Here is a 25,600-nt window from a genome sequence, read left to right as displayed (position 1 = left end):
AGGGGGGCGGCGGGACGGGGGACGGCGGTACGGGGGGCAGCGGGACGGGGGACGGCGGTACGGGGGGCAGCGGGACGGGGGACGGCGGTACGGGGCGGGCGGTCATCCGATGGCCGCCGGCCCCGTCCCGCCGCCCAGGTCGAAGCGTTCGCGCAGCAGGAAGACAAGCGCGGTGCCGACGCCCGCGACGAGGGCCGCCGCGCCCTGCCCCGCCGCGGTGAACGGGGCCAGCGGGGCGTCGGCGCCCGCCCGCACGACGTCCGCGGCGACCAGCAGCACGACCCAGCCGCCCCCAGCGAGGGACGGCGCCAGGACCGGGCCGAGCCGGGGGGTCAGGGCGAGTCCGCTCGCGGTGAGCGCGAGCGCGGGCAGCAGCCAGGCCAGGGCCCGCGGCCCGTACCCGGGCAGGGCGAGCGTCGCCAGCCCGTTGAGGCCGAGCGCGGCGGTCAGGACCGCCACAGTGCGGATCATCAGCAGGCGGAAGCCGTGCATCGGGGCGACCACGGCCATCTCGTACGTGGGATCCAGCGCGGGCCCGTAGGACAACGCCACCCCGGCGAGCGGCAGCAGCGGCGCGAGGGCGAGGAAGAGGGTGGGCGAGGTGGCGCCGCGCATCGCGTGGCTCGCCAGGACGGTGAGCAGCAGGACGGCCCCGACCGCGCCCAGCCAGGAACGCCGCAGCACCGGGGTGGCGGCGAGGAGGCGCGCGGTGTGGTCGGCGACGCCCATGCGCAGCAGCAGGGACTCCAGCAGGCCCGGGCGGGGCGCGTCCAGGGCGGCGTCGAGCCGTTCCCAGCCGGCGTCCAGGGCGACGGGGTCACCGGCCTCGGCGAGCACGGCCCGGCAGGCCGCGCAGGCGGTGAGGTGACTGTCGGCGGACCACAGCATCGGCGCGGTCAGCTCGCCGCGCGCGTAGGCCATCAGGTCCTCCTCGGGGACGTGCCAGCCGCCCGTCGCGCCGGAGGGGCCCCGCGTCCCGCCGTCCCGGTCGTCGCCGGCCGCGCCGTCCGAAGGTGTGTACGTCATGCCAGCGCCTCCCGCAGTTGCTTGCGGGCCCGCATCGCCCGCGTCTTGACCGTGCCCGGCGGGATGCCGAGCAGGACGGCGGCCTCCCGGGTGGTCAGCCCGTCCAGCACGGTCGCCTGGAGCACCGCGCGCAGTTCCGGGGAGAGCCGGACCAGCGCACCGGCCAGGTCCCCGTGCTCCACCCCGGCCAGCACGCGCTCCTCCGCGGACGCCTCGTCCCGGTGCCGCAGCCGGGCCAGCGTCTGCCGCAGCCGGCCCCGGGCGCCGGCGCCGCGCAGGGCGTCGATCAGCCGCCGGGAGGCGATCCGCCACAGCCAGCCGGCGGCGTCCGCGCCGGAGTCGCGGTAGCGGGCCGTGCCGCGCCAGACGGCCAGGAAGGTCTCCTGGACCACGTCGTCGACGACACCCGCGTCCGCGCAGCGGCTGCGCATCCGGGCGGTCAGCCACGGCGCGTACCGCCGGTACAGCTCCTCGAAGGCGCGCCGGTCCCCGTCCTCGGCGATGGCGGCCAGCAGCTCACCGTCGCTTCTCGTTTCGCTCACATCCCCTCATCGCACGAGCGGGGCCGATCGGTTCACCGCAGTTCCCGGAGTGTCCTGGGGCGTCCCGCCCCGGCCTTCCGCACACCGGCCCGCCCCCTCACGCCCGCCCCCCTCACGCCCGCCCCCCTCACGCCCGCCTTCCGCACGCGCCGCCGCCCGCACACACGCCGGCCTCCGCGCGCCGGCGGCCACCGGCCTCACCCCGCCCGACGTCGCCGAGACGCGCACCGCCCGCCCGCCGGCTCGGCGCGCTGGTCCGCCCCACCGGCCCGGTGCCCGCCGACTGGCGCAGCGGCGCTCCCTCCCTCGGCGAACCCGTCCTGTCCTACCTGCGGCAACCCGGCGGCCGCCACCCCCGCGGCCCCGGCGCCGGCCGCCCTGGCCGACGGCGCCGGCACCACGGAGGCCGCCGCGTGACCGCCGCCCCGGCCACACCCCCGGCCCCGCCGCACCGGCCCTCGCCGCCGCCCCGCGCCGGCTGCGCCGGCTGCTGCGCCCGCACCGGCGGCGCCCCCCGGGTCCCCCTCCCGCTGTCCCGGACGTCATGTCTCCGTAACCGCGGGTTCAGACGGGCTTGGGACCCTCGGGCCCATGGATCCCGCCGCGCCGCAGCCGACGCCGCCCCCGGGGACGACCGGGAGGAACGGGCACTCCGTGACCCGGTCCGTCCCCCGCGCGGTTTCCGACGCGCCCGGGACGGGGTCCGCACGGAACAATGGGTCCATGAGCCAGCCGAATGCCCAGGCACAGGTACAGCACCCGCAGCCCTCCGTGGGCTCCATCGCCGCGCACCGACCGCACACGGTGGCGGGCGTGGTCTCCGATCTGGAACCCGACATCGACGCCGACCTGGACGGCTACGAGGAGATGCAGGCGGACGGCGCCGCCCCGCTGCCGCAGGGCCGCTTCCTCGACCGGGAGCGCAGCTGGCTCGCCTTCAACGAGCGCGTCCTCGAACTGGCCGAGGATCCCGACACCCCGCTGCTGGAACGCGCGAACTTCCTCGCGATCTTCGCCAGCAACCTGGACGAGTTCTTCATGGTCCGGGTGGCCGGTCTGAAGCGCCGCATCGCCACCGGCGTCGCCACCCGCTCCGCCTCGGGTCTCCAGCCGCGCGAGGTGCTGGAGATGATCTGGGCCCGCTCGCGCGAGCTGATGGCCCGGCACGCCGCCTGCTACCACGAGGACGTCGCTCCCGCGCTCGCGGAGGAGGGCATCCACCTGGTCCGCTGGAACGAGCTGACGGAGAAGGAGCAGGCCCGCCTCTTCACCCTGTTCCGGCACCAGATCTTCCCCGTGCTGACCCCGCTCGCGGTCGACCCGGCGCACCCCTTCCCGTACATCTCCGGCCTGTCCCTGAACCTGGCCGTCGTCGTGCGCAACCCCGTCACCGGGCACAAGCACTTCGCCCGGGTGAAGGTGCCGCCGCTGCTGTCCCGCTTCCTGGAGAGCTCCCCCGGCCGCTACGTCCCGCTGGAGGACGTCATCGCCGCCCACCTGGAGGAGCTGTTCCCCGGCATGGAGGTGCTGGAGCACCACGCCTTCCGGCTCACCCGCAACGAGGACCTGGAGGTCGAGGAGGACGACACGGAGAATCTTCTCCAGGCCCTGGAGAAGGAACTCATGCGGCGCCGCTTCGGACCGCCGGTGCGCCTGGAGGTGGAGGAGTCCATCGACCGCGAGGTGCTGGACCTCCTGGTGCGCGAACTGAAGATCAGCGAGGCCGAGGTCTACCCGCTGCCCGGCCCGCTCGACCTCACCGGTCTCTTCCGCATCCACAGCCTGGACCGGCCGGAGCTGAAGTACCAGAAGTTCATCGCCGGCACGCATCGCGACCTGGCCGAGGTGGAGTCCGCCTCCGCCCCCGACATCTTCGCCGCGCTGCGCAGCCGCGACGTGCTGCTGCACCACCCGTACGACTCCTTCTCGACCTCCGTGCAGGCGTTCCTGGAGCAGGCCGCCGCCGACCCGGACGTCCTCGCCATCAAGCAGACCCTCTACCGCACCTCGGGCGACTCCCCGATAGTCGACGCCCTCATCGACGCCGCCGAGTCCGGCAAGCAGGTGCTGGTCCTGGTCGAGATCAAGGCCCGCTTCGACGAGCACGCCAACATCAAGTGGGCCCGCAAGCTGGAGGAGTCCGGCTGCCACGTCGTCTACGGCCTGGTCGGGCTGAAGACCCACTGCAAGCTGTCCCTGGTGGTCCGCCAGGAGGGCGAGACCCTGCGGCGCTACAGCCACGTCGGCACCGGCAACTACCACCCCAAGACGGCCCGCCTGTACGAGGACCTGGGCCTGCTCACCGCCGACCCGCAGGTCGGCGCGGACCTCTCCGACCTGTTCAACCGCCTCTCCGGCTACTCCCGCCGGGAGACCTACCGGCGGCTGCTCGTCGCCCCCAAGTCGCTGCGCGACGGCCTGATCTCACGGATCAACAAGGAGGCGCAGCACCACCGCGCCGGGCGTCCCGCCTACGTGCGCATCAAGGTCAACTCGATGGTCGACGAGGCCGTCATCGACGCCTGCTACCGCGCGTCCCAGGCGGGCGTGCCGGTCGACATCTGGGTGCGCGGCATCTGCGCCATCCGGCCGGGCGTGCCGGGCCTGTCGGAGAACGTCCGCGTGCGCTCCGTCCTCGGCCGCTTCCTGGAGCACTCCCGCGTCTTCGCCTTCGGCAACGGCGGCGAACCCGAGGTGTGGATCGGCAGCGCGGACATGATGCACCGCAACCTCGACCGCCGCATAGAGGCCCTGGTACGGGTCACCGACCCCGCCCACCGGGGCTCGCTCAACCGGCTCCTGGAGACGGGCATGTCCGACGCCACCGCCTCCTGGCACCTCGGGCCGGACGGCGAGTGGACCCGGCACGCGACCGACCCCGACGGCCGCCCCCTGCGCAACATCCAGGAGATGCTCATAGACGCCCGGAGGCGCCGGCGTGGCACAGCGACCCCCTGACCCGACCCACCCGGCGGCCGGCGCCGTGCCGGCCGCCGCCCTGGAGCGCCATCTGCGCTCCTGGGCCACCGAGTTCCTCCGCGCGCTGCGCGCGCACCGGGAGGCCGGGGCGGGCGCGGCGCCGGAGGAGTCCGCCGAGGCGGCCCGGGCACTGCGCCGCTCGGCCCGCCGCCTCAGCGCCGGGCTGCACACCTTCCAGCCGCTGCTGGACCGGGACTGGGCGCAGGCCCTGAGCCCGGAACTCGCCTGGGTCTCCGGCACCCTGGCCGTCGAACACGGCTGCACGGCCCGCCTGGAGCGGCTGCTGCTGGCCCTGCACCGCCTGTCGGGCGCCCCGGTGTTCCCGGTCCAGGCGGCCACCGCGTCCGGGGCCCCCACGGCACCGGCGGTGCCCGCCCGCTCCGTGGCCGCCGGCGGCTCCCCCGCCCCGGCCGGCCCGGCGCCCGCCCGGCCCGGCGCCGACGCCCCCGCCCGGTCCCGCACCGCCACGACCACCACCCCGGCCACCCCGCCCGCCGTGCTCACCGCACCCGACCGGGGCCACCTCACCGTGGGCGCCGCCAAGGCGGGCGCCCTGCTCGACCGGCAGCTCACCCTCGCGCGGACCCGGGCCCACTCCACCGCCCTGCAGGCCCTGCGCTCCTCCCGCTTCCACGCGGTCGCCGACCAGGTCGCCGTGCTGGCCAGCGAGGTCCCGCTGGCCCCGGGCGCGGCCCACGCCGACCTGCGCCCGCCGGCGGCCGCCGCCCGCGACCGGCTCACCGACGCGGTGGCCGCGCTGCCGCTCGTCACCGCGGGCAGCCCGTACAACGCGGCGGCGCTCATCCACGGGCTTTCCCCGGACCCGGCTCCGCACCCGCAGGACGTCCCCTGGCACCAGGTGCGGCTGCTGCTGCGCCTGCACCGCTACGCCCGCGAGGTGCTGCGCTCCGGCGCCGACGGACCCACCCGGGCGGCCGCCCCGTCCGCCGTCGACGCGGCCCTGCGGACCGCCGGCGAGGCCCTCGACCGGCACCGTGACGCCTCCGAGGCGGCGGCCGCCGCGGCGCAGGCGGCCCGCACCCCGCGCATCGCCCCGGCCACCGCGTACGCGCTCGGCGTGCTCCACGCCGACCAGCGGCACGAGGTGGAGGCCGCCCGGTACGCGTTCCAGCGCTGCTGGCACAAGGAGGACCTCGGGACGTCGTAGCCCCCGGCGCACCCGCCCGGGGTGCCCGGGACCGACGAGGACAGGGAGGCGGGCAGCCGTGGACGGCACCCTCACGGTCCAGGCGGCGGGCTGCGTCCTGTGGCGGCGCTCGCCCGTCACCGGCGAGCTGGAACTGTGCCTCGTCCACCGGCCGAAGTACGACGACTGGTCCTGGCCCAAGGGCAAGCTCAAGCGCGGCGAGGACCCGCTCGCCGGGGCGCTGCGCGAGGTCGCCGAGGAGACCGGCCACACGGCCGTCCCGAGCGCCGAGCTGCCCTCCGCGCACTACCTGGCGAACGGCCGCCCCAAGCGGGTGCGCTACTGGGCCGCCGAGGCCCTGTCCGGCCGCTTCCGCCCGAACGACGAGGTCGACCGCGTCCTGTGGCTCCCCCCGGACCGGGCCCGCCGCCGCCTCACCGCGCCCCGCGACGCCGACCTCGTGGACGCCCTGCTGGCCCACCTGACGTAAGCGTTCCGTGACCTCACCGCACCGTCCTCAGGGGTTCACCCCCCGTTCATGCACGGCCATCGGCGGCTTCACCTGTTCTGCCTAATTTCGGCCTTACGCGATGCGATCCGCCCGCCGGCCCGGCGCCCGGGCGACCGCGTCACCCACACTTCGCGCACGCCGCCGAAATCAGGACGGCGGCTCCTGGAAGGAACTCAAGTGAAGCTTCAGCGCAAGAACCGGCGGGCCCTCGCTCTCGGCGCTCTCGCCGTCTCCGGCGCCCTGGCCCTCACGGCGTGCGGCTCCGACGACACCTCGGGCGGCAACGGCGGCGACGCGTCCGCCGCAGCGAAGGCCGGGAACATCTCGTGCGACGACGCCCGGGGGCAGCTCCAGGCGTCGGGCTCCTCCGCCCAGAAGAACGCGATCGACGCGTGGGTGAAGCAGTTCACCGCGGCCTGCAAGGACGTGCAGATCAACTACAACCCGACCGGTTCCGGGGCGGGCATCACCGCCTTCACGCAGGGCCAGACCGCGTTCGCCGGCTCGGACTCCGCGCTGAAGCCGGAGGAGGTCGAGGCGTCGAAGAAGATCTGCACCGACGGCCAGGGCATCGACCTGCCGATGGTCGGCGGCCCGATCGCGGTCGGCTTCAACGTCCCGGGCGTCGACACGCTCACCCTGGACGCGGCGACCATGGCCCAGATCTTCGACAACAAGATCACCAACTGGAACGACGAGGCGATCAAGAAGCTCAACCCCGACGCCGACCTGCCCGACCTGAAGATCCAGGCGTTCCACCGCTCCGACGAGTCCGGCACCACCGACAACTTCACCAAGTACCTCAAGGCCGCCGCGCCGAAGGACTGGAAGTACGAGCCGGGCAAGTCGTGGGAGGCCCAGGGCGGCCAGTCCGCGCAGGGCTCCTCCGGTGTGGCCCAGCAGGTGAAGCAGACCGCGGGCGCCATCTCCTACTTCGAACTGTCCTACGCCAAGGACGGCATCAAGACCGTCGACCTCAAGACCGAGGCCGCCGAGCCGGTCGAGGCCACCGTCGACAACGCCACCGCGGCCATCGGCGCCGCCAAGGTCGTCGGCACCGGCAAGGACCTCGCGCTGGAGCTGGACTACACCCCGTCCACCGAGGGCGCCTACCCGATCGTCCTGGTCACCTACGAGATCGTCTGCGACAAGGGCAACAAGGCGGAGACCCTGCCCGCCACCAAGGCCTTCCTGAACTACATGGCCTCCGAGGACGGCCAGGGCCTGCTGGCCGACGCCGGCTACGCCCCGATGCCCGACGAGATCATCACCAAGGTCCGCGAGACCATCTCGGCCCTGAGCTGACCCGCGTGGGCGGACCGGCCCCGACCGGGGCCGGTCCGCCCACCGTCCGGTGCACCGCCATCAGGAGCCCCCGGCCCCCGGAGGCTCCGCAGACCGGAGAACCCGATGAAAACCATGACAAAGACACCCGTCGTCAGTCCTGAGGCACCACCGCCGGTGACGCCCGAGCAGAAGCGCGCGGCACGGGGCGCCACCCGCCCCGGTGACCGGATCTTCCTCGGGCTCTCCCGGGGTTCCGGCATCTTCGTGCTGGTGCTCATGGCCGCCATCGCGGCCTTCCTCACCTACCGCGCGTCCCTGGCCATAGCCAAGGACGAGGCGAACTTCTTCACCACCTTCGAGTGGAACCCGACCGGGATGCCGCCGGAGTTCGGCATCGCCGTCCTGGCCTTCGGCACCGTCGTCTCGTCGGTCATCGCCATGATCATCGCGGTGCCCGTGTCGGTGGGCATCGCCCTGTTCATCACGCACTACGCGCCCCGCCGCATCGGCGGCATCGTCGCCTACGTGATCGACCTGCTCGCCGCCGTCCCCTCCATCGTCTACGGCCTGTGGGGCGCCCTCTTCCTCGTCCCCCACCTCAACGGCCTCTACGGCTGGCTCGACGACTACCTCGGCTGGACCGGCGTCTTCGCCTGGAACGACGGCGCCCCGCGCTCGCTGTTCACCATCGGCATCCTGCTGGCCATCATGATCCTGCCGATCATCACCAACGTCAGCCGCGAGGTGTTCCGCCAGGCCCCGCGGATGCACCAGGAGGCGGCCCTGGCCCTCGGCGCCACGCGCTGGGAGGTCATCCGCATGTCGGTGCTGCCCTTCGGCCGCTCCGGTGTCATCTCCGCGTCGATGCTGGGCCTCGGCCGCGCGCTCGGCGAGACCATGGCCGTGGCCATGGTCCTGTCGCCGTCCTTCGACATCAACCTCAGCCTGCTCGACACGGGCGGCGGCACCTTCGCCCAGAACATCGCCAGCAAGTTCAACGAGGCCAACGTGATGGGCCAGGACGCCCTGATCGCCTCCGGCATGGTGCTGTTCGTCATCACCCTGCTGGTCAACGGCGCGGCGCGGCTGATCATCGCCCGCCGCAAGGAGTACTCGGGGGCCAACGCATGAGCCACGCGACCCTGACCCCCGAGCGCAGTTCCCTGCGCGGCGCGACGCTGCCGAAGTGGTTCCCCTGGGCGGTCGCCGGCGCCTCCGCCGCGCTGGGCTACGGCATCAGCGCCGCCGCCGGACTGCAGAGCGACATCCAGTGGGCCCTGATCGCCGCCGTGCTGTTCGTCGCCGGATCGTTCGCCGTCGCCGCCAAGGTGGAGGGCGTCCGCCAGGCCAAGGACCGCACCGCGACCAGCCTGGTGTGGGTGGCCTTCCTGCTGGCCGTGATCCCGCTCGCCTCCCTGCTGTGGGAGACGGTGAAGCAGGGCGTGAAGGTCCTCGACGGCTACTTCCTCACCCACTCCATGGGCACGGTCGCCGACGCCGAGACCGGCGGCGGCATCTACCACGCCATGCTCGGCACCCTGCAGCAGGTCGGCCTCGCCGCCCTGATCTCCGTGCCGGTCGGCGTGCTCACCGCGATCTACCTCGTCGAGTACGGGCGCGGCCGGCTCGCCCAGGCGGTCACCTTCTTCGTCGACGTCATGACGGGCATCCCGTCGATCGTCGCGGGCCTGTTCATCCTCAGCCTGTGGGTGCTGATCCTCGGCATGGGCCCCTCCGGCTTCGCCGGTTCCATGGCCCTGTCGATCCTGATGATCCCGGTGGTCGTCCGGTCCACCGAGGAGATGCTGAAACTGGTGCCGAACGAGCTGCGCGAGGCGTCCCTGGCGCTCGGCGTGCCGAAGTGGCGCACCATCCTCAAGGTGGTCCTGCCGACGTCGATCGGCGGCATCACCACCGGGGTGATGCTGGCCGTCGCGCGCATCACCGGCGAGACCGCCCCCGTGCTGCTGCTGGTGTGGGGCACCGACTTCATCAACGCCAACCCGTTCCAGGGTCCGCAGGAGTCGCTGCCCATGTACATCTACCTGCAGTACGCCAACAGCGGCGGCGCCGGCGCGGCCTACGACCGTGCCTGGGCGGCGGCCCTGACGCTCATCGCGTTCATCATGATCCTCAACCTGGCGGCCCGCGGCATCGCCCGCTGGAAGGCCCCGCGTTAACGACTTTGCGGCCCCGCCGCGCGGCCGGACGCGGCCACGGCGACCCCGCCAGCGACCCGAAAGAAGCAGTGATCCCCATGGCCAAGCGCATCGACATCAGCGGCCTGAACGCCTACTACGGCTCCTTCCTCGCCATCGAGGACATCTCGATGACGGTCGAGCCCCGCTCCGTGACGGCCTTCATCGGCCCGTCCGGCTGCGGCAAGTCCACCTTCCTGCGCACCCTGAACCGCATGCACGAGGTCACGCCGGGCGGCCGGGTCGAGGGCAAGGTCATGCTCGACGACGAGGACCTGTACGGCAGCGGCATCGACCCGGTGGCCGTGCGGCGCGAGGTCGGCATGGTCTTCCAGCGTCCGAACCCCTTCCCCACCATGTCGGTCTACGACAACGTGGCGGCGGGCCTGCGGCTGAACGGCAAGTACAAGAAGGCGCAACTGGACGACATCGTCGAGAAGTCCCTGCGCGGCGCGAACCTGTGGAACGAGGTCAAGGACCGCCTGAACAGGCCGGGCTCGGGCCTCTCCGGCGGCCAGCAGCAGCGGCTGTGCATCGCCCGCGCCATCGCCGTCGAGCCGAAGGTGCTGCTGATGGACGAGCCGTGCTCGGCCCTGGACCCGATCTCCACCCTCGCCATCGAGGACCTGATCGGTGATCTGAAGGAGCGGTTCACCATCGTCATCGTCACGCACAACATGCAGCAGGCGGCCCGTGTCTCCGACCGCACCGCGTTCTTCAACCTCGCGGCGGTCGGCAAGCCCGGCAAGCTGATCGAGATCGACGACACCGAGCGCATCTTCTCCAACCCGTCGGTCCAGGCCACGGAGGACTACATCTCCGGCCGCTTCGGCTGACCCGGTCCCCTCGCGGTGCTGCATGGCGGTGCCACCGTGAGGAGCACAAGGGCCCGCCCCCGGCTGCCGGGGGCGGGCCCTCATCCGTTCCTGCCGAGCCGCGGGCACCCCGCGCCGGGCGTCGGCTACAGGAAGGCCAGCCGCACCACCCAGAACGACAGCGCGGCCACGGCCGCGGCGGCCGGCATGGTGATGAACCAGCCCATGACGATGTTCTTGGCGACGCCCCAGCGCACCGCGTTGACCCGCTTGGTCGCCCCCACACCCATGATCGCGGAGGTGATCACGTGGGTGGTGGAGATCGGCGCGTGGAACACGAACGCCGAGCCGAACATGATCGTCGCGCCGGTGGTCTCCGCCGCGAACCCCTGCGGCGGGTCCAGCTCGATGATCTTGCGGCCGAGGGTCCGCATGATCCGCCAGCCACCGGCGTACGTGCCCGCGGACAACATCACCGCACAGGCGATCTTGACCCACACCGGGATCGGGTCGCCGTAGTCCTCGACGTCGGCGATGACCAGGGCCATCACCACGATGCCCATCGTCTTCTGCGCGTCCTGCAGACCGTGTCCGAGCGCCATGCCGGCCGCCGACACCGTCTGCGCGATGCGGAAGCCGCGCTTGGCCTTGTGCGGGTTGGCCCGCCGGAACATCCACATGATCGCCGTCATGACCAGGTAACCGGCGAGCAGACCGACCAGCGGCGAGACGAACATGGGGATGACGACCTTGTCGAGGACGCCGTCCCAGTACACGGCCGTCCCCCCGGCGAGCGCGGCGCCCACCATGCCGCCGAACAGGGCGTGCGAGGACGACGACGGCAGCCCGAAGTACCAGGTGATCAGGTTCCAGACGATCGCGCCGACCAGGGCGGCGAACAGGATCCCCATGCCGGTCGAGCCCTCGGGCGTCTGGATGAGCCCCTCACTGACCGTCTTGGCGACGCCGGACCCCATGAAGGCGCCGGCCAGGTTCATCACGGCGGCCATCGCGAGCGCCGCCCTGGGCGTCAGCGCGCGGGTCGACACGGAGGTGGCGATCGCGTTCGCCGAGTCGTGGAAGCCGTTGGTGTAGGTGAAGAAGAGCGCGACCCCGATGGTCACGACCAGTGCGACGGTGTCCATGGAAGGGGTCAGGACTCCTTGACCGCGATGGTCTCCACCGTGTTCGCCACGTGCTCGAAGGCGTCCGCCGCCTCCTCGAGCACGTCCACGATCTGCTTCAGCTTCAGCACCTCGATGGCGTCGTACTTGCCGTTGAAGAGGTGGGCCAGCAGCTTGCGGTGGATCTGGTCGGCCTGGTTCTCCAGGCGGTTGACCTCGATCCAGTACTCGGTGAGGTTGTCCATCGTCCGCAGGTTCGGCATGGCCTCGGCCGTCAGCTCCGCGGCCCGCGCGAGCACCTCGATCTGCTGCTCGACGCCCTTGGGCAGTTCTTCGACCTTGTAGAGGACGACCAGGTCGACGGCCTCCTCCATGAAGTCCATGATGTCGTCGAGGGACGAGGCGAGGGAGTAGATGTCCTCGCGGTCGAAGGGCGTGATGAACGAGGAGTTCAGCTGGTGGAAGATCGCGTGCGTGGCGTCGTCACCCGCGTGTTCCGCGGCCCGCATACGCTCTGCGATCTCGCCCCGGGCGGAGGAGTCCGCCCCGAGCAGTTCCATCAGGAGTTTGGAGCCCGTGACAATGTTGTCCGCGGATGCGGCGAACATGTCATAGAAGCTCGTCTCCCTGGGGGTCAGACGAAAGCGCACGTGGGGTCCTCGGGGTGCAGAGGGTTCGGTCAGGCTGATGCTAGGCGCATCATCCGGCCACGACTAACGGGCCGTCCCCCAGTGTCGCGCATCGGGCTTCGCGCTCCGCACGGGGGCCGTCCGAGGTCCGTACCCGGCCGCCGCGCACGACACCGGCCACTGGGCCTATACCCAGGAAAATTCGGTACCATATACCCGCCAGGGGTATATAGGGGACCGAGGACCGGACCACGACCGGCAGCACACCACAGGAGGACGCGATGACGACCACCGAGGCCGGCGCCGGAGCGCCCTCCTCCAAGGCTCAGGCGACGGACGTCGTCACCGACCACGACCGCGGGATCCACGGCTACCACCACCAGAAGCAGGAACACCTCAAACGCCTGCGCCGCATCGAGGGACAGATCCGCGGCCTGCAGCGCATGGTCGACGAGGACGTCTACTGCATCGACATACTCACCCAGGTGTCCGCCTCCACCAAGGCACTGCAGTCCTTCGCCCTGCAACTGCTGGAGGAGCACCTGCGCCACTGCGTCGCAGACGCGGCCGTCAAGGGCGGCGACGAGATCGACGCCAAGGTCAAGGAAGCCACCCAGGCCATCGCCCGCATGCTCCGCACCTGACCACCGGACCGACGCGACAGGGCGGCACAGGGCGGGGCGTCAGCGGCGCCCCGGCCCGCCGCGCCGCCCGGACTCGCGTGCCGCCGCCCGCACCTCGGCCACCCGGAGCACCTCGTCGATGCTCTCCAGACTCAGACGTTCCTCGGCGGCGGACGCGGCGATGATCAGATCTCCGCACAGCTCTATCTCGGCGAGAGCCACATGGTCCTGGACCATCCCGAGGGGAGCCACGCGCGTCACCTCATCTCTGCCGTCACCGACGTCCCGGGGCCAGTCGGACAGGACCTAGGGTAGGCAGCGGCCTACGCACCGCGCATGGCACGTAAGGGCTAGTTCCCGCCGGTCACTCCTCGGCGATCCGGCCGGCGTAGATGTCGCCCGCGGCGGGCAGCCGCACCCGCGCCGGCGCCCCGAAGCCGAACAGCAGCGTGGTGGACGCCACCGCCACCGGCCGCTCCTGCACCCCGTTCACGAAGCTGAACCGGTGCCGGATCTTGCGGATGCGCCCCTCGTCGTCCAGATACACGTCGAACGGCACATCCCCCGTGGCGAACCCTTTCGCCGCCGCGCCCAGCGGCCCCCGGTTCCCCTCCGAGGCGGCCCGGGCGGCGGCCGCCAGATCCGCCGTCCCGCGGTAGTGGCGCACCGCCGTACCCGCCACCTCCGTCCGCTCGACGAACGTGGCCGTACGCGTCCCCCGCAGCACCTCGGCGGCCACCAGCGGATCGGTCGCCCCGCCGGTGACGAGGTTGCCGTCGGACAGCGTCCCGGTGTCCACCCGCACCCACTTGTCGGCGGGCACCCCGGCCCCCCGGTTCTTCATGTACAGGGCACCCGGGGCGAGCAGCTCGGTGATCGGCCGCCGCACCTCCTGGCCCGCCGGGTCCTGCGGCAGCAGCACCTTCAGCCGCCCGGTCCGCTCCCGGAAGTCGTACACGCCCTCGCCCCGGATGGTCACCCGGGTCCCGCCGCTCGCCATCTCCATGGAGGTCCGCGCCTTGGCACTGCCGGCCGCCACCAGCACGTCGGCCGCGCCGTGCAGCACCGTCACCGGGTCCCCGGCGGGGGCACCGCCCGTGGCGGCCCCGCTCTCGGCGCACCCCGCGGCCCCGAGGCACAGACAGCCGACGGTGCCGAGCGCACCGGCAGCCCGGCGCACCCGCCCGCCCCGCAGTGGTCTTCCAGCCATCGTCCGCCTACCCCCGCTCCATCCGCCACGGGCCGCTGTCGTTGCGGTTAACGACCGGTAGGTGCCCTCGTCACGCGCGGCCGCCCGACCGGTACCGTGGTCGGCGTGGCGCAGCAGGAGGACCGGCCCGAACCCGTCGGACAGAGGGAACACACCACCACCACCGCGGAGCAGGGGCGCTTCTGCGCGGCCCGCTGCACCTGTGGCTGGCGCGGCCCGGCGAGACGGGCCCGCAGCCGGGCCCGCACCGACGCCGAGATGCACACGGCAGGGTGACGCGGCGGCCCGCCCCGCCGGGCGGACACCGGTCCCCGAACGGGGGCCACCGGACCGCCGGAACGGGGACCGCGGCGGCTCAGATGTTGGCGTCGAGCGCCGGGAAACCCTCGGGGAGATCGGCGGCCGGCTCGTCGCCCACCGCGCCCCTCAGATCGCGGTCCAGGCCCAGCGTGTAGGCCGCCATCGAGATCGAACCGGCCGCGTGCCCGTCGACCAGCAGGTCCAGCGGCCGGTTGTCGGCCAGCCCCGCGATGTACAGCAGCGGCAGGTAGTGGTCCGGCGTCGGCACCGCACGGCCGAAGTCGGGGTGCCCGTCGAGCGCGGCCACCCCGGCCGGGTCACTGGCCAGCCGCTCGCGCGCCACCTCGTCGAAGCGCAGCGCCCAGTCGTACCCGGCGTCCGGCTGCCGGAAGTCCACCGCCCCGAGGTTGTGGACGACGTTGCCGCTCCCGATGATCAGCACCCCCTCCTCCCGCAGCGGCGCCAGCCTGCTGCCCAGGCGCAGGTGGTGGTCGAAGTCCTTGAAGGCGTTGAGGGAGAGCTGCACGACCGGGATCGACGCGTCCGGGAAGGCGTGCACGAGCACCGACCAGGTGCCGTGGTCGATGCCCCAGCTGTCGATGTCCTGCCCCACCCAGGTCGGCTTCACCACGTCGGCCACCAGCTCGGCGACGTCGGGTGCACCGGGCGCCGGGTACTGGACGTCGAACAGCTCCTGCGGGAAGCCGTAGAAGTCGTGGATCGTGCGCGGCCGGGGCATCGCGGTGACCGCGGTCGCGTTGGTGTACCAGTGCGCGGAGATCACCAGGATCGCCCGGGGCCTGGGCACCGACTCCCCGAACAGCCGCCAGGCCTCGGTGTAGCGGTTGCGCTCCAGGGCGTTCATCGGGTTCCCGTGGCCGAGGAACGCGGCCGGCATCACCGTGCCGGCCGCCCCGCCCGGACCGCTGTCACCGCTCGGACTGCTCACGCTGTGCACGGGCGCTTCCCTTCGCCGGGGCTGCTTCACCGACGACCATAGGCCCTGTCACCCGCCACCTGCCGATCACGGCCGCCCCGACGGCACGTCACCACCCGTGGGGACGCGTGGCGTTGTCCCGCCCGGACGGCTCAGGCCGCCAGGTCGCGCTCCTCGGGACCGGACGACCCGTGGTGCGGACCGGGCGTCATCCGGTCGTGCCCGCCGTCCCGGCCGCGCGCCGCGATCAGCCAACCTGCCCTCGGGGACCGCTCGATCGCCCGCATCAGCGGCGTCAGCAGCGCCATCGCCGCCGGCGACAGCAGCAGCGCGACCGCCGTACCGAGCGCGAGTCCGCCGATGACGTCCGTCGGGTAGTGCACGCCCATGTAGACCCGGCAGAAGCCCGCGATCACGGCCATCACGATGGCCACCAGGCCGAACTTCCGGTGGGCCAGGAACAGTCCCACCGCCAGCGCCATGCTGAGCGTGGCGTGGTCGCTCACGAACGAGTAGTCGGTCTTGCCGGAGACCAGGACCTCGAGACCGTCATGGTCGAGGAAGGGTCTGGGCCGCTCGACGATGCCCCGGATCGGCACGTTGACCAGGACCGCCACGGCCGCCGAGAGCGGTGCCCACACCAGGGCCGCGACCGAGACCGCCGCGTCCTCGCCGCCCCGCCGCCGCACGCCCCACCAGCACCACAGCACCATCAGGACCACGGCGAACAGCAGCCCGTACTCCCCGACGAACTCCATCACCCGGTCGAACCACGGCGGGGCGGCCTTGGCCAGGCCGTTGATGTCGTAGAGCAGGTCGACGTCGGGGTTCGACCCGGATTCGGCGAGTCCAGCCATGGTGCTGCGGCCCCTTCGTCATGTAGTGCGGCACACGGTGTGCACGCCTCTCCTGCCACCCCCGTGGTGTGTAGATCCGCTTCCGGCTACGCCAACAGGAACGCACGGCCCCCGTCCATACGTTCCACGCTCCACCGAATGATCACTCAGACGTTATCGAAGAGAGATTCATCTCCGCAGCTCAGGGGGCGGGTTCACGCTCCGCTCACGCCGGGGTGGGGAGCGCTTTCGCGCCATCTTCGGTCACCCGGGTGGCACCGAAGTAGTCCGGCGTGTCGACCGGGTCGAACCGGATCACCGCCCCCGGCCGGGGCGCGTCGATCATGTACCCACCACCGACATAAATGCCCACATGCCGGATGGCCCGCGAATCCGTCGGGTCGTCCGAGAAGAAGACCAGATCACCCGGGAGCAGCTCATCCCGCTCCGGATGCGGCCCCGCGTTGTACTGGTCGTTCGCCACCCGCGGCAACGTGATCCCCACACTCTCGTACGCGGCCTTCGTCAGCCCCGAGCAGTCGAAGCGTCCGCCCTGCTCAGCGGTGCCGTTGCCACCCCACAGATACGGCGTGCCCAGCTTCTTCTGCGCGTAGGCGATGGCCCCCGCGGCCTGCTTCGAGGGGTCGACCCGGCCCACCGGCGCGGCGAAGCTCTTCTCCAGCGCGGTGATCCGGGCGACGTAGTTCTGCGTCTCCTTGTACGGCGGCACACCCCCGTACTTGATCACCGCATAGGCCCCCGCGTTGTAGGAGGCCAGCATGTTTTCGGTCAGATTCCCCGGCACGTCCTTCACATAGGACGCCAGGGTGCAGTCGTACTGCGCCGCCGACGGGATCGCGTCCTCCGGATCCCACACGTCACGGTCCCCGTCCCCGTCCCCGTCGATGCCGTGCGTCGCCCAGGTCCCCGGGATGAACTGCGCGATGCCCTGCGCCGCCGCATGGCTCTGCGCCCGCGGATTGAACCCGCTCTCCTGGTACAGCTGCGCCGCCAGCAGCGCCGGATTGATGGCCGGGCAGAGGTTGCCCCACTTGGCGACGAGGTCCTGGTACGCGGCCGGCACCGCACCCTTGGCCAGCGCCTTGGCGGCCCCGCCGCCCACCCCGTTGACCAGATTCCCGGCGACGAGGTAGACGCCCACGACGAGCAGCATGACGAACGCGAGCCCGGAGCTGAGCGCGACGCCCGCCACCACCCACGCCTTACGCACCGTCAACCGCCCTTCACCCCGAGGGAGTCCGACCGCCGCCGACAGTGTAGAGGCGGCCCCCGCGCACCGTTCGAAGGCCGGACTCCCGCCGACCCCTACCCGGGCTTCGTTGCCCGGCGTAACATACCGTGATACACAGAGTGACGATACGACTCTTCATTCACACAAAACACGCCAGCCAATGACGCCAAGTCGACATGCGTTGGCGCATTTGTCGGCGACAATGAAGCCTGACCTCTGCATGCCCGCAGAGGGTGCGGAACTACCCAACAGGGGCGGTGACTTACATGCTCTTTGCGGCCGACGAGGGAGACATCAACACCATTATCGGCGGGATCGCTCCGGACTGGGGCCCCTTCGGCAGCCTGGGCAACGAAGCCAAGGTCATGATCGAAGTGGTCATGGCGGTCGCCATCCTCATCTGCCTCGGCATCGCCATCTGGGGCGCCGCCAAGCAGCGCATCGGCGCGACGGCACTGCGCGACACCTTCAGCGCCGAGCAGGGCAAGGGCCTCATCATCGCGGGCCTGACGGGTGTGTTCATCATCGGCTCACTCGGCACCCTCTTCACCATCGTGTACGGCATGGCCGTCTAGCACCGCTCCATCGGTCCCCACCGGGCACGCCCGGCACCCCTCCACCCCACCCGCCCGTCGTGCCCACCGGCTGAGGTTGCGTTTCCCTGATGTCGAGTCACCACACCGCGCCCGCGCGGGGACCAGCACGGCTACCGTCGTACGAGGAGTACACGGAGTACGAGGTGTTTCCGCTCGACGTCGAGGGGGCGTACGCGGCATGAGTCTCGGAGACGAGCACCAGGCCACCGAGGGCTACGGTGGCACGGGCCAGACCCGGACCCGCCTGCCCGAGGGCGAGGGCGGCGGTCCGTACGGCGGCGCGCGCAGAACCGGCCGCTCGTCGTCCCGCAGCCTGGTCACGGTGGTCGGCGTGGTGGTCCTCCTCATCGCCGCCATCGCCTTCGCGAACCGCGGCGGAGACGGCTCGGCCTCCGGCACCCCGGAGGCCGACTCCCCCAAGGCGGCGGCGACAGCACCCTCGGGGGAGAAGCCGGTGGGCACGAAAACGGGCGGCATCCCATCGGGGTTCGCGCACGACCGCCAGGGGGCGGAGAGCGCGGCGGCGAACTATGCCATGGCACTCGGTTCGGACGGCATGTTCCATAGGCCCCGTCGGCACGAGATCGTGCAGGCGATCGCTGATCCGACCACGGTGGACACCCTCCAGAACGGCTTCGACGCGGACTACACCGCGGAGTTCCTGGCGGCGATCGGACTCACCAAGGACGGCAAGGCCCCAGCGGGCAGCACGTTCGTCAACCGCACGCTCCCCGTGGGCACCAAGGTGACCGCCTACGCGGACGACGCGGCCACCGTCGAGGTCTGGTGCCAGGGTTTGTTCGGCCTCGCCGGAGAGAAGTCGACGAACCCGGTGACCAGCAGTTGGTTCACCGTGACCGTGAAGCTGCACTGGAGCGGGGACGACTGGAAGGTTCTCGAGACCAGCCAGAAGACCGGCCCCACCCCCGTCGCCGGAGACAACCCGGTCTCGGGAGCCGAAGAGATCAGCAAGGCCGTCCAGGAGTACGGAGGGTTCACCTATGCCCGGTAACCGCCTTCTCGTGCTCAAAGCGACGGGCTTCGTGGCCGCCTTCCAGGCATCGGCCGTCCTGCTGGCCTCACGCGCGTTGGCGGCCCCGACGCCCAGCCCCACCCCGTCGGAGAGCGACGACCCCTGCTCGCTGATCGCCGGACCGGCCAGGAAGTACTGCGAGCGCGGACGCGAAGGCGAGGGCGGCGGCGGAGCCAACCGCCTAGACTCCCCCACCTCCGCCCTCGACCCCCTCGCCTCCCTCGCCCAGGGCTGCGCCGACGCCGCATCCTGGACGATCAAGCAGCTCAGCGCGGCCGTCCAGGAGACCGCCAACGTCGACTTCACCAACCCCAGGTTCCTCCAGCAGTACGCCGTCGTGTTCGCCGCGTCGACGATCCTCACCCTGCTGCTGTGGCTGCTGGCCGTCGCCAAGCGGGCGGTGCGAGGTGTCCCCCTCACCACCGCCCTCTCCGAAGCCATAGGGTTCCTGTGGCTCACGGTGCTCGCCTCGGCGTTCACCCCGCTGATCCTCTACACCGTCGTCTCGGCCACCGACGGCGTCACCGACGTGCTCGCGAAGGCGACCGGCGACCAGACGGACACCTTCTTCGGCACCTTCTCCGGCGCCCTGGAGAAGGGCGAGAACATCGGCGGCGGCCCGATCATGCTGATCGTCGTGTCGCTGGTGTCGATCATCGCCGCCGGCGTGCTGTGGCTGGAGCTCGTCATCCGGGCCGCCCTGCTGTACGTCGGCGCCCTGCTCGGCACCGTCGTGTACGCGGGCCTCGTCGACAAGAACCTGTGGGGCCACGTCCGCCGCTGGGCCGGGATCATGATCGCCGTGATCCTGGTGAAGCCGGTCATCGTCATAGTGCTGGGTCTCGCCGGGGCCCTGTCCGCCGACGAGGGACCCGACGCGTTCTCCGCGGTCGTCTCCGGCCTGGCCATCATCCTGCTCGCGATCTTCGCGTCCGCGATGATCTACCGCTTCGTCCCCGGCTTCGGCGACGACATCGCGGGCTCCCGCAACAACCGCATCATGCAGGGCGCCGAGGGCAAGGCCGCCGCGGTCATCAGCTCGCCCGCGACCCTGGTCGCCCAGGGCATCAAGACCCACAGCACCCGCGCCGGCCACGACGCGGGCGGCGGCCAGTCCTCCGGCCCCCGCCCGTCCAACCCCGCCTCCGGCGGCGTGGCCGCCCACAGCTCGCGCCCGGCGAACGGCGGCGGATCTGTCCCCTCCGCCGCACCCGCCCCGCGCGCCGCCAGCCCGGTCAACACACCGCACGCCGGCAACACCCGCAACAGCAGTACCAACCGCACGGGAGGTGAAGGGCGTTGACGACCGAGTCCCACGTGTCCCATCCGGTCACGCCCCGCCGTACATATCTGATCGGCCGCGCCCGGCCGAACGCGATCATCGGCCGCAACCGCGAGACCGGCGAGATCGCGCTCATCGTCCTGGGCGCGTTCCTCGGCATGATGTGCGGGCTCCTCGTCCCCGTCCTGTCCGTGCGGATCGTGCTGCTCGCCGGGCTGCCGATGCTCGCCCTGTCGGCCGTGTACGTGCCGTTCAAGGGCCGCACCTTCTACAAGTGGTTCGAGATCAACCGCAGCTACAAGCGCACCCTGCGCAACACCGCCACCTACCGCTCCCCGGTCGTCGAGGCCGGCACCCGCCTCGACGGACGCGAGGTGGAGGTCGGGCCGCCGCCCGGCATCGGCCGGATCACCTGGCTCGCCGCGCCGTTCGGCCCGGACGAGATCGCCGTCCTGCTGCACGCCGACCGTAAGACGGTCACCGCCGCCATCGAGATCGAGGGCCCGGGCGTCGGCCTGCGCGACTCCGAGGACCAGGAGGCCCTGGTCGACCGGTTCGGCACCCTGCTGAAGCACGTCGCCAACGGCGACGGCTTCGTCACCCGCCTCCAGATGCTGGCCCGCACCCTGCCCGCCGACCCGGACGCCCACGCCAAGGACGTCGCCGTCCGCGGCGACGACCGGGCCCTGCCATGGCTGCAGCAGTCGTACGACCAGCTCCAGTCGATGGTGTCCACCAGCAGCGAGCAGCACCGCGCCTACCTCGTCGCCTGCATGCACTACACCCGCGACCTGGCCGCCGAGGCCAACGCCATGGCACGGGCCGTACGCACCCAGGGCCGCAAGGTCGACCGGGACGCCGGCCTGGCCGTCGTGATGGCCCGCGAGCTCACCGACATCTGCTCCCGCCTCCAGGAGGCCGACATCCGCGTCCGGCAGCCGCTCGGCCAGAGCAGACTGTCCTCGCTGATCCACTCCATGTACGACCCGGACCACCCGATCGACCACATCCAGGCGATGACGAAGCGCAACGCCTGGCCGGCCGAACTGGACGCCACGGAACCCACCTACCTCCAGGCCAAGACCCGCGAGTCCGCCACCCGCGCCCCCTGGTGCCACGCCACGGCCTGGGTGAAGGAATGGCCCATGACGCCGGTGGGCGTCAACTTCCTCGCGCCGCTCCTCGTCCACACCCCCGACGTGATCCGCACGGTCGCCGTCACCATGGACCTCGAACCCACCGAGGTCGCCATCGAACGCATGCTGACGGAGAAGACCAACGACGACGCCGAGGCGTCCCGCGCCGCCAAGATGAACCGCACCGTCGACCCGCGCGACATCGCCGCCCACAGCCGCCTCGACCAGCGCGGCGAGGACCTCGCCAGCGGCGCGGCCGGGGTCAACCTGGTCGGCTACATCACCGTCTCCTCCCGCTCACCCGAGGCCCTGGCCCGCGACAAGCGGACGATAAGGGCGTCGGCCGGCAAGTCGTACCTCAAACTCGAGTGGTGCGACCGCGAGCACCACCGCGCCTTCGTGAACACACTCCCGTTCGCCACCGGCATTCGAAGGTAGGGGCTGAGTCCGATGCGGGATCCGCTGTCCGTCGTCACCGACGCCTTCACGTCCTTCCTCTTCGGGAAGGTCGAGACGACCCGGCTGCCGGTGCGCACCTCCACGGGCCAGGCGCAGGCCGTCTACCTGCCCACCGCCGCGCCCGGTCTCGGGGACTCCGGCGTCATCATCGGCCGCGAGGTCTACTCCGGCAAGGGCTACATCTACGACCCCTTCCAGCTCTACGGCCAGCAACTGCCCGCACCGCACTGGCTGGTGCTCGGCGAGTCCGGCAACGGCAAGTCGGCCCTGGAGAAGACGTACGTCCTGCGTCAGCTCCGCTTCCGGGACCGTCAGGTCGTCGTCCTGGACGCGCAGGGCGAGGACGGCGTCGGCGAGTGGAACCTCATCGCGCAGGAACTCGGCATAACTCCCATCCGGCTCGACCCCACGGCCGCCCTCAACCACGGCATCCGGCTCAACCCGCTCGACCCGGCGATCACCACGACCGGGCAGCTGGCCCTGCTGCGCACCATCATCGAGGTCGCCATGGGCCACAGCCTCGACGAACGCGCCGGCTTCGCCCTGAAGGTCGCCCACGCCTACGTCACCGAGACGATCCTCGACCGGCAGCCCGTGCTCACCGACATCGTGGAGCAGCTGCGCCACCCCGAACCGGAGTCGGCGGCGGCGATGAACGTGGCCATAGACGACGTGCGGGCCTGGGGCCTGGACGTGGCGCTCGTCCTGGACCGCCTGGTCGACGGTGACCTGCGCGGCATGTTCGACGGTCCGACGACCGTCGGCATCGACCTGGACGCGCCGCTGACCGTCTTCGACCTCTCCCACATCGACCGCAACTCCATCGCCATGCCCATCCTCATGGCGATCGTCGGCGTGTGGCTGGAGCACACCTGGATCCGCCCCGACCGGAAGAAGCGCATCTTCCTGGTCGAGGAGGCCTGGCACATCATCAACAGCCCCTTCGTCGCCCAGCTGTTCCAGCGCCTGCTGAAGTTCGGCCGACGCCTCGGCCTGTCCTTCGTCGCGGTCGTCCACCACCTGTCCGACGTCGTCGACGGGGCGGCGGCCAAGGAGGCCGCCGCCATCCTGAAGATGGCCTCGACCCGCACCATCTACGCCCAGAAAGCGGACGAGGCACGGGCGACGGGACGGGTCCTCGGCCTGCCCCGCTGGGCCGTGGAGATCATCCCGACACTCACCCCCGGCATCGCCGTCTGGGACGTCAACGGCAACGTGCAGGTGGTCAAACACCTGGTCACCGAGACGGAACGCCCCCTGGTCTTCACCGACCGCGCGATGACCGAATCGTCCGGCGACCTGGCCGACGACGCCCTGCGCGCGGCCGAGCTGGAGGCGGAGGAGCGGGCCGCGGCCTTCGTCGAGCAGCACGTCGGCGACTCCGAGTCGACGGTGGCGTAGCCGCAGCGGGCGGGGAGGAAACACGTGAGAGCGCACGACCGCCACGGCGAGGGAACGGACGGCCGGGGCGGCATCCCCGACGGGCTGCTGATCGGCATCCTGGGGTTCCTGCTCGGCATGACGACGCTGGTGTGGACGGCCACCGGCCTCGCGGGCCTCCTCGCCCACGGCGCCTGGCCGTCCGGCGTCACCTTCACCCGCACGCCCCTCGCGATGCGTTTCCTGATCGCCGAACCCCACGACCTCCCGGGCGCCTGGCCCGACACCCCGGCCGGCGCCCTGTCGGGCTACGGACTGTTCTGGGGCCTGTTCATCGGCCAGCTGATGATCCTCATGGTCCTCACGGTGTTCGTGCTGGGCACCGTGGCCCGCTGGCGAGCGGGACGCGTCCGGCGCCGTGCGGAGCGGGCGGCGGCCCCCGCACCGGCCGAGCCGGAGCCCCCACTGACGCAGACACCGCCCGTCCACGAGGTGCCGACCCCGAGAACACCCGAGCCGGAGCCCGCTGCGGCAGCCGCCGTCCCGCCGGCGCCCGACCCCGCCGAGCCGGTGGCGGCGACGCCCCCGGCGACGGCCGCAGCGGTCAACGGCTGGGACACCTCCCGCTCCGGGAGCACCGTCCACTACGGCCCGCCCGACACCCGCCACACGACGGCCGCACAGGCCGTACGGGACGCGGAGGGCCCGGTCCTCGTCCTCACCTCCCACCCCGCCCTCTGGGAGGAGACCAAGGACGCCCGGGGCAAGCTGGGCCCCACCCACCTCTACGACCCGACCCACCGCTGCGACACCCCGGCACGCCTGCACTGGTCACCCACCAGCGGCTGCGAGGACAAGGCGACGGCGACCGCGCGGGCCACGGCCCTCCTGGCCCCCGTCCGCCCGGCCTCACGGCTCGACCAGGCGGTCAGCGACACCGCGGAGCTCCTCCTGCGCAGCTACGTGCACGCCGCCGCCGTGGACGGCCGCACGGTCCGTCACGTGCACCGCTGGGCCCAGGGCCTCCAGGTCCAGGACGCGGTCCGGGTCCTGCGCACCAGCCCGAAGGCGGCGCCCGGCGCCGCGGGTGAGCTGGAGGCGGCGCTCACCGCCCATCCCGAACGCCGGGACATGGCACAGCAGCTGACGGCCCGTGCGTTGTCCGCCCTGTCCACGGTCAATGTGCGCGAGGCATGCACCCCGAACAGAAATGATGCGCTCGCGCTGGATTCCTTCATCGCTGAAGGGGGCACGCTGTATGTGGTGGGTGAAAGCATCGAGGACCCCCGCACCACCCCAGGGGCCATGCCCCTGTTGACGGCCCTCGCCTCAAGCGTGGTCGAGCACGGCCGGCGCATGGCCGCACGGTCATCCTCCGGTCGGCTCGACCCACCACTCACCCTCGTCCTCGACGACGTCGCCGCCGTGGCCCCGCTGCCCCTGCTGCCGGAGCTCCTCGCCACCGGTGCGGAGCAGGGCCTGCCGACCCTGGCCCTCCTGCGTTCCCGCGAACAGGCCCGCGCCCGCTGGCCGCACGACGAACTGCCGGTCTGACGGACTACCGGCCGCCTCAGGGCCGCGCCAGCACCATCTCCCACTCGTGCTCGTCGGGCTTGCCGGCCAGGGGCACGGTGACGCCGCTCTCCGCGAAGCCCGCCTTCCGGTAGAAGCCCAACGCCCGCACGTTGTCGGGGTGGACGATGAGCCGCACCCGCTCCGCCCCGCGTCCCCACGCCCACGTCAGGGCCGCAGCGAAGAGCGCTTCGGTCATCCCGCCGCCCCGGTGTCCGGGCGCGACATACACCCCGACGAGGTGTCCCTGCCGCCGCTCCACGGACATGCCGGCCCAGTCCGTCGTTCCGGGGACCTCGATCAGGACGGAGACCGTCCCGACCCAGCTGCCGTCGCCGGCCTCGGCGACGAACTGCCGGGACGTGCCCGCCTCTTGTGCGGCGTTCGCGGTGCGGTCGCGCCAGAAGGTGTCGGGCTGGGCCGCGGCTTCCTCGTAGGTCTCCAGGAAGGCGAGGTGCGCCACGGGGTCGCGGAGCGCGGTGAGCCGCAGCTCCCTCACCTTGGACCATTCGTGGGCCAACACGGGGCGGACGACTGGGTCTTCAGAACCTTCAGAACCTTCAGGGCCTTCAGGGTCTTCGACGGGCGAGGCATTCATGACCGCCACGGTAAACCACCACAACGCAGAAAACCCCCGTGTCATCAGACACGGGGGCTTCCCCACAATTTGTTCGGCGGCGTCCTACTCTCCCACAGGGTCCCCCCTGCAGTACCATCGGCGCTGTA

General features: G+C 71.9%; 25 protein-coding genes. 15 read left to right on the top strand and 10 right to left on the bottom strand.

Annotated features, from left to right (window positions below; all coding sequences use genetic code 11):
• Nucleotides 1-102: 102 nt before the first annotated feature.
• Together ACIRPP_RS06205 and ACIRPP_RS06200 are read right to left on the bottom strand one after the other, a co-directional pair.
• On the bottom strand, nucleotides 103-921 hold the full coding sequence (locus tag ACIRPP_RS06205) for a zf-HC2 domain-containing protein (RefSeq protein ID WP_403639151.1): 819 nt from the start codon (nucleotides 919-921) through the stop codon (nucleotides 103-105).
• Between the two features lie 101 nt (nucleotides 922-1,022).
• Nucleotides 1,023-1,568: an RNA polymerase sigma factor gene (locus ACIRPP_RS06200; protein ID WP_164441745.1), complete on the bottom strand. Its 546-nt coding sequence runs from the start codon at nucleotides 1,566-1,568 to the stop codon at nucleotides 1,023-1,025.
• 723 nt (nucleotides 1,569-2,291) lie between these two features.
• On the opposite strand from ACIRPP_RS06200, the gene ACIRPP_RS06195 reads away from it, so the two are divergent.
• From ACIRPP_RS06195 to pstB, 7 genes are all read left to right on the top strand, one after another.
• Complete coding sequence (locus ACIRPP_RS06195) at nucleotides 2,292-4,526, top strand: RNA degradosome polyphosphate kinase (RefSeq protein WP_403638400.1); 2,235 nt, start codon at nucleotides 2,292-2,294, stop codon at nucleotides 4,524-4,526.
• A complete protein-coding gene (locus ACIRPP_RS06190) occupies nucleotides 4,507-5,715 on the top strand; it encodes a CHAD domain-containing protein (protein WP_403638398.1) in 1,209 nt (402 codons plus the stop codon). The genes ACIRPP_RS06195 and ACIRPP_RS06190 overlap by 20 nt, the downstream gene beginning before the upstream one ends.
• Nucleotides 5,716-5,773: 58 nt before the next feature.
• Nucleotides 5,774-6,184: an NUDIX hydrolase gene (locus tag ACIRPP_RS06185; RefSeq protein ID WP_403638396.1), complete on the top strand. Its 411-nt coding sequence runs from the start codon at nucleotides 5,774-5,776 to the stop codon at nucleotides 6,182-6,184.
• Nucleotides 6,185-6,382: 198 nt separating this feature from the next.
• Nucleotides 6,383-7,510: a phosphate ABC transporter substrate-binding protein PstS gene (pstS, locus tag ACIRPP_RS06180; RefSeq protein WP_403638394.1), complete on the top strand. Its 1,128-nt coding sequence runs from the start codon at nucleotides 6,383-6,385 to the stop codon at nucleotides 7,508-7,510.
• A gap of 105 nt (nucleotides 7,511-7,615) precedes the next feature.
• On the top strand, nucleotides 7,616-8,623 hold the full coding sequence (pstC, locus tag ACIRPP_RS06175; protein WP_403638393.1) for a phosphate ABC transporter permease subunit PstC: 1,008 nt from the start codon (nucleotides 7,616-7,618) through the stop codon (nucleotides 8,621-8,623).
• Nucleotides 8,620-9,672: a phosphate ABC transporter permease PstA gene (gene pstA / locus ACIRPP_RS06170; RefSeq protein WP_403638392.1), complete on the top strand. Its 1,053-nt coding sequence runs from the start codon at nucleotides 8,620-8,622 to the stop codon at nucleotides 9,670-9,672. Before pstC ends, pstA begins: the two co-directional genes overlap by 4 nt.
• 77 nt (nucleotides 9,673-9,749) lie before the next feature.
• Nucleotides 9,750-10,526 (top strand): phosphate ABC transporter ATP-binding protein PstB, encoded by a 777-nt coding sequence (pstB, locus tag ACIRPP_RS06165; RefSeq protein WP_403638390.1) that lies wholly within the window; start codon nucleotides 9,750-9,752, stop codon nucleotides 10,524-10,526.
• 125 nt (nucleotides 10,527-10,651) lie between these two features.
• On the opposite strand, the gene ACIRPP_RS06160 is transcribed toward pstB, so the two are convergent.
• Both ACIRPP_RS06160 and ACIRPP_RS06155 read right to left on the bottom strand, forming a co-directional pair.
• Nucleotides 10,652-11,650 (bottom strand): anion permease, encoded by a 999-nt coding sequence (locus ACIRPP_RS06160; protein WP_403638388.1) that lies wholly within the window; start codon nucleotides 11,648-11,650, stop codon nucleotides 10,652-10,654.
• 8 nt (nucleotides 11,651-11,658) lie between these two features.
• Nucleotides 11,659-12,279 carry a DUF47 domain-containing protein gene (locus ACIRPP_RS06155; RefSeq protein WP_164333498.1) on the bottom strand — a complete coding sequence of 207 codons (621 nt, stop codon included), beginning with the start codon at nucleotides 12,277-12,279 and terminating at the stop codon, nucleotides 11,659-11,661.
• A gap of 260 nt (nucleotides 12,280-12,539) precedes the next feature.
• On the opposite strand from ACIRPP_RS06155, the gene ACIRPP_RS06150 reads away from it, so the two are divergent.
• Entirely contained in the window at nucleotides 12,540-12,902 is a 363-nt protein-coding gene (locus tag ACIRPP_RS06150; protein ID WP_403638386.1) for a metal-sensitive transcriptional regulator, read from the top strand.
• 39 nt (nucleotides 12,903-12,941) lie between these two features.
• On the opposite strand, the gene ACIRPP_RS06145 is transcribed toward ACIRPP_RS06150, so the two are convergent.
• Together ACIRPP_RS06145 and ACIRPP_RS06140 are read right to left on the bottom strand one after the other, a co-directional pair.
• Entirely contained in the window at nucleotides 12,942-13,142 is a 201-nt protein-coding gene (locus ACIRPP_RS06145) for a hypothetical protein (RefSeq protein ID WP_403638384.1), read from the bottom strand.
• Nucleotides 13,143-13,245: 103 nt separating this feature from the next.
• The gene (locus ACIRPP_RS06140) at nucleotides 13,246-14,091 is read right to left on the bottom strand and encodes a hypothetical protein (protein ID WP_403638383.1); all 846 of its coding nucleotides are present in this window, start codon (nucleotides 14,089-14,091) and stop codon (nucleotides 13,246-13,248) included.
• Nucleotides 14,092-14,196: 105 nt separating this feature from the next.
• Here ACIRPP_RS06140 and ACIRPP_RS06135 point away from each other — a divergent pair, with 105 nt between their 5' ends.
• Complete coding sequence (locus ACIRPP_RS06135) at nucleotides 14,197-14,367, top strand: hypothetical protein (RefSeq protein WP_203609718.1); 171 nt, start codon at nucleotides 14,197-14,199, stop codon at nucleotides 14,365-14,367.
• A gap of 79 nt (nucleotides 14,368-14,446) precedes the next feature.
• On the opposite strand, the gene ygiD is transcribed toward ACIRPP_RS06135, so the two are convergent.
• The 3 genes from ygiD to ACIRPP_RS06120 all read right to left on the bottom strand — a co-directional run bounded on the left by ygiD (nucleotide 14,447) and on the right by ACIRPP_RS06120 (nucleotide 17,338).
• A complete protein-coding gene (gene ygiD, locus ACIRPP_RS06130; protein WP_403638381.1) occupies nucleotides 14,447-15,340 on the bottom strand; it encodes a 4,5-DOPA dioxygenase extradiol in 894 nt (297 codons plus the stop codon).
• A gap of 140 nt (nucleotides 15,341-15,480) precedes the next feature.
• Entirely contained in the window at nucleotides 15,481-16,185 is a 705-nt protein-coding gene (locus ACIRPP_RS06125) for a phosphatase PAP2 family protein (RefSeq protein WP_403638379.1), read from the bottom strand.
• Between the two features lie 205 nt (nucleotides 16,186-16,390).
• On the bottom strand, nucleotides 16,391-17,338 hold the full coding sequence (locus ACIRPP_RS06120; protein ID WP_403639149.1) for an NlpC/P60 family protein: 948 nt from the start codon (nucleotides 17,336-17,338) through the stop codon (nucleotides 16,391-16,393).
• 344 nt (nucleotides 17,339-17,682) lie between these two features.
• Here ACIRPP_RS06120 and ACIRPP_RS06115 point away from each other — a divergent pair, with 344 nt between their 5' ends.
• The 6 genes from ACIRPP_RS06115 (at nucleotide 17,683) to ACIRPP_RS06090 (ending at nucleotide 24,856) form a co-directional block, all read left to right on the top strand.
• Entirely contained in the window at nucleotides 17,683-17,991 is a 309-nt protein-coding gene (locus tag ACIRPP_RS06115) for a hypothetical protein (RefSeq protein WP_006136301.1), read from the top strand.
• Between the two features lie 199 nt (nucleotides 17,992-18,190).
• Nucleotides 18,191-19,024 (top strand): hypothetical protein, encoded by an 834-nt coding sequence (locus ACIRPP_RS06110; protein WP_403638378.1) that lies wholly within the window; start codon nucleotides 18,191-18,193, stop codon nucleotides 19,022-19,024.
• Nucleotides 19,014-20,348 carry a hypothetical protein gene (locus ACIRPP_RS06105; protein ID WP_403638376.1) on the top strand — a complete coding sequence of 445 codons (1,335 nt, stop codon included), beginning with the start codon at nucleotides 19,014-19,016 and terminating at the stop codon, nucleotides 20,346-20,348. Before ACIRPP_RS06110 ends, ACIRPP_RS06105 begins: the two co-directional genes overlap by 11 nt.
• Nucleotides 20,345-21,901, top strand: coding sequence for an SCO6880 family protein (locus ACIRPP_RS06100; protein WP_403638374.1), 1,557 nt, complete (start codon nucleotides 20,345-20,347; stop codon nucleotides 21,899-21,901). The genes ACIRPP_RS06105 and ACIRPP_RS06100 overlap by 4 nt, the downstream gene beginning before the upstream one ends.
• Nucleotides 21,902-21,913: 12 nt before the next feature.
• On the top strand, nucleotides 21,914-23,323 hold the full coding sequence (locus ACIRPP_RS06095; protein WP_164344421.1) for an ATP-binding protein: 1,410 nt from the start codon (nucleotides 21,914-21,916) through the stop codon (nucleotides 23,321-23,323).
• A 24-nt stretch (nucleotides 23,324-23,347) separates the two neighbouring features.
• A complete protein-coding gene (locus ACIRPP_RS06090; protein WP_403638372.1) occupies nucleotides 23,348-24,856 on the top strand; it encodes a type VI secretion protein in 1,509 nt (502 codons plus the stop codon).
• 16 nt (nucleotides 24,857-24,872) lie between these two features.
• Here ACIRPP_RS06090 and ACIRPP_RS06085 read toward each other — a convergent pair whose 3' ends face one another.
• Complete coding sequence (locus ACIRPP_RS06085; RefSeq protein WP_403638370.1) at nucleotides 24,873-25,397, bottom strand: GNAT family N-acetyltransferase; 525 nt, start codon at nucleotides 25,395-25,397, stop codon at nucleotides 24,873-24,875.
• Nucleotides 25,398-25,600 lie beyond the last annotated feature (203 nt).

It is taken from the genome of Streptomyces sp. NPDC101219 (assembly GCF_044767675.1).
Classification (GTDB): domain Bacteria; phylum Actinomycetota; class Actinomycetes; order Streptomycetales; family Streptomycetaceae; genus Streptomyces.
This window is presented reverse-complemented; position numbering and strand designations above follow the sequence as displayed.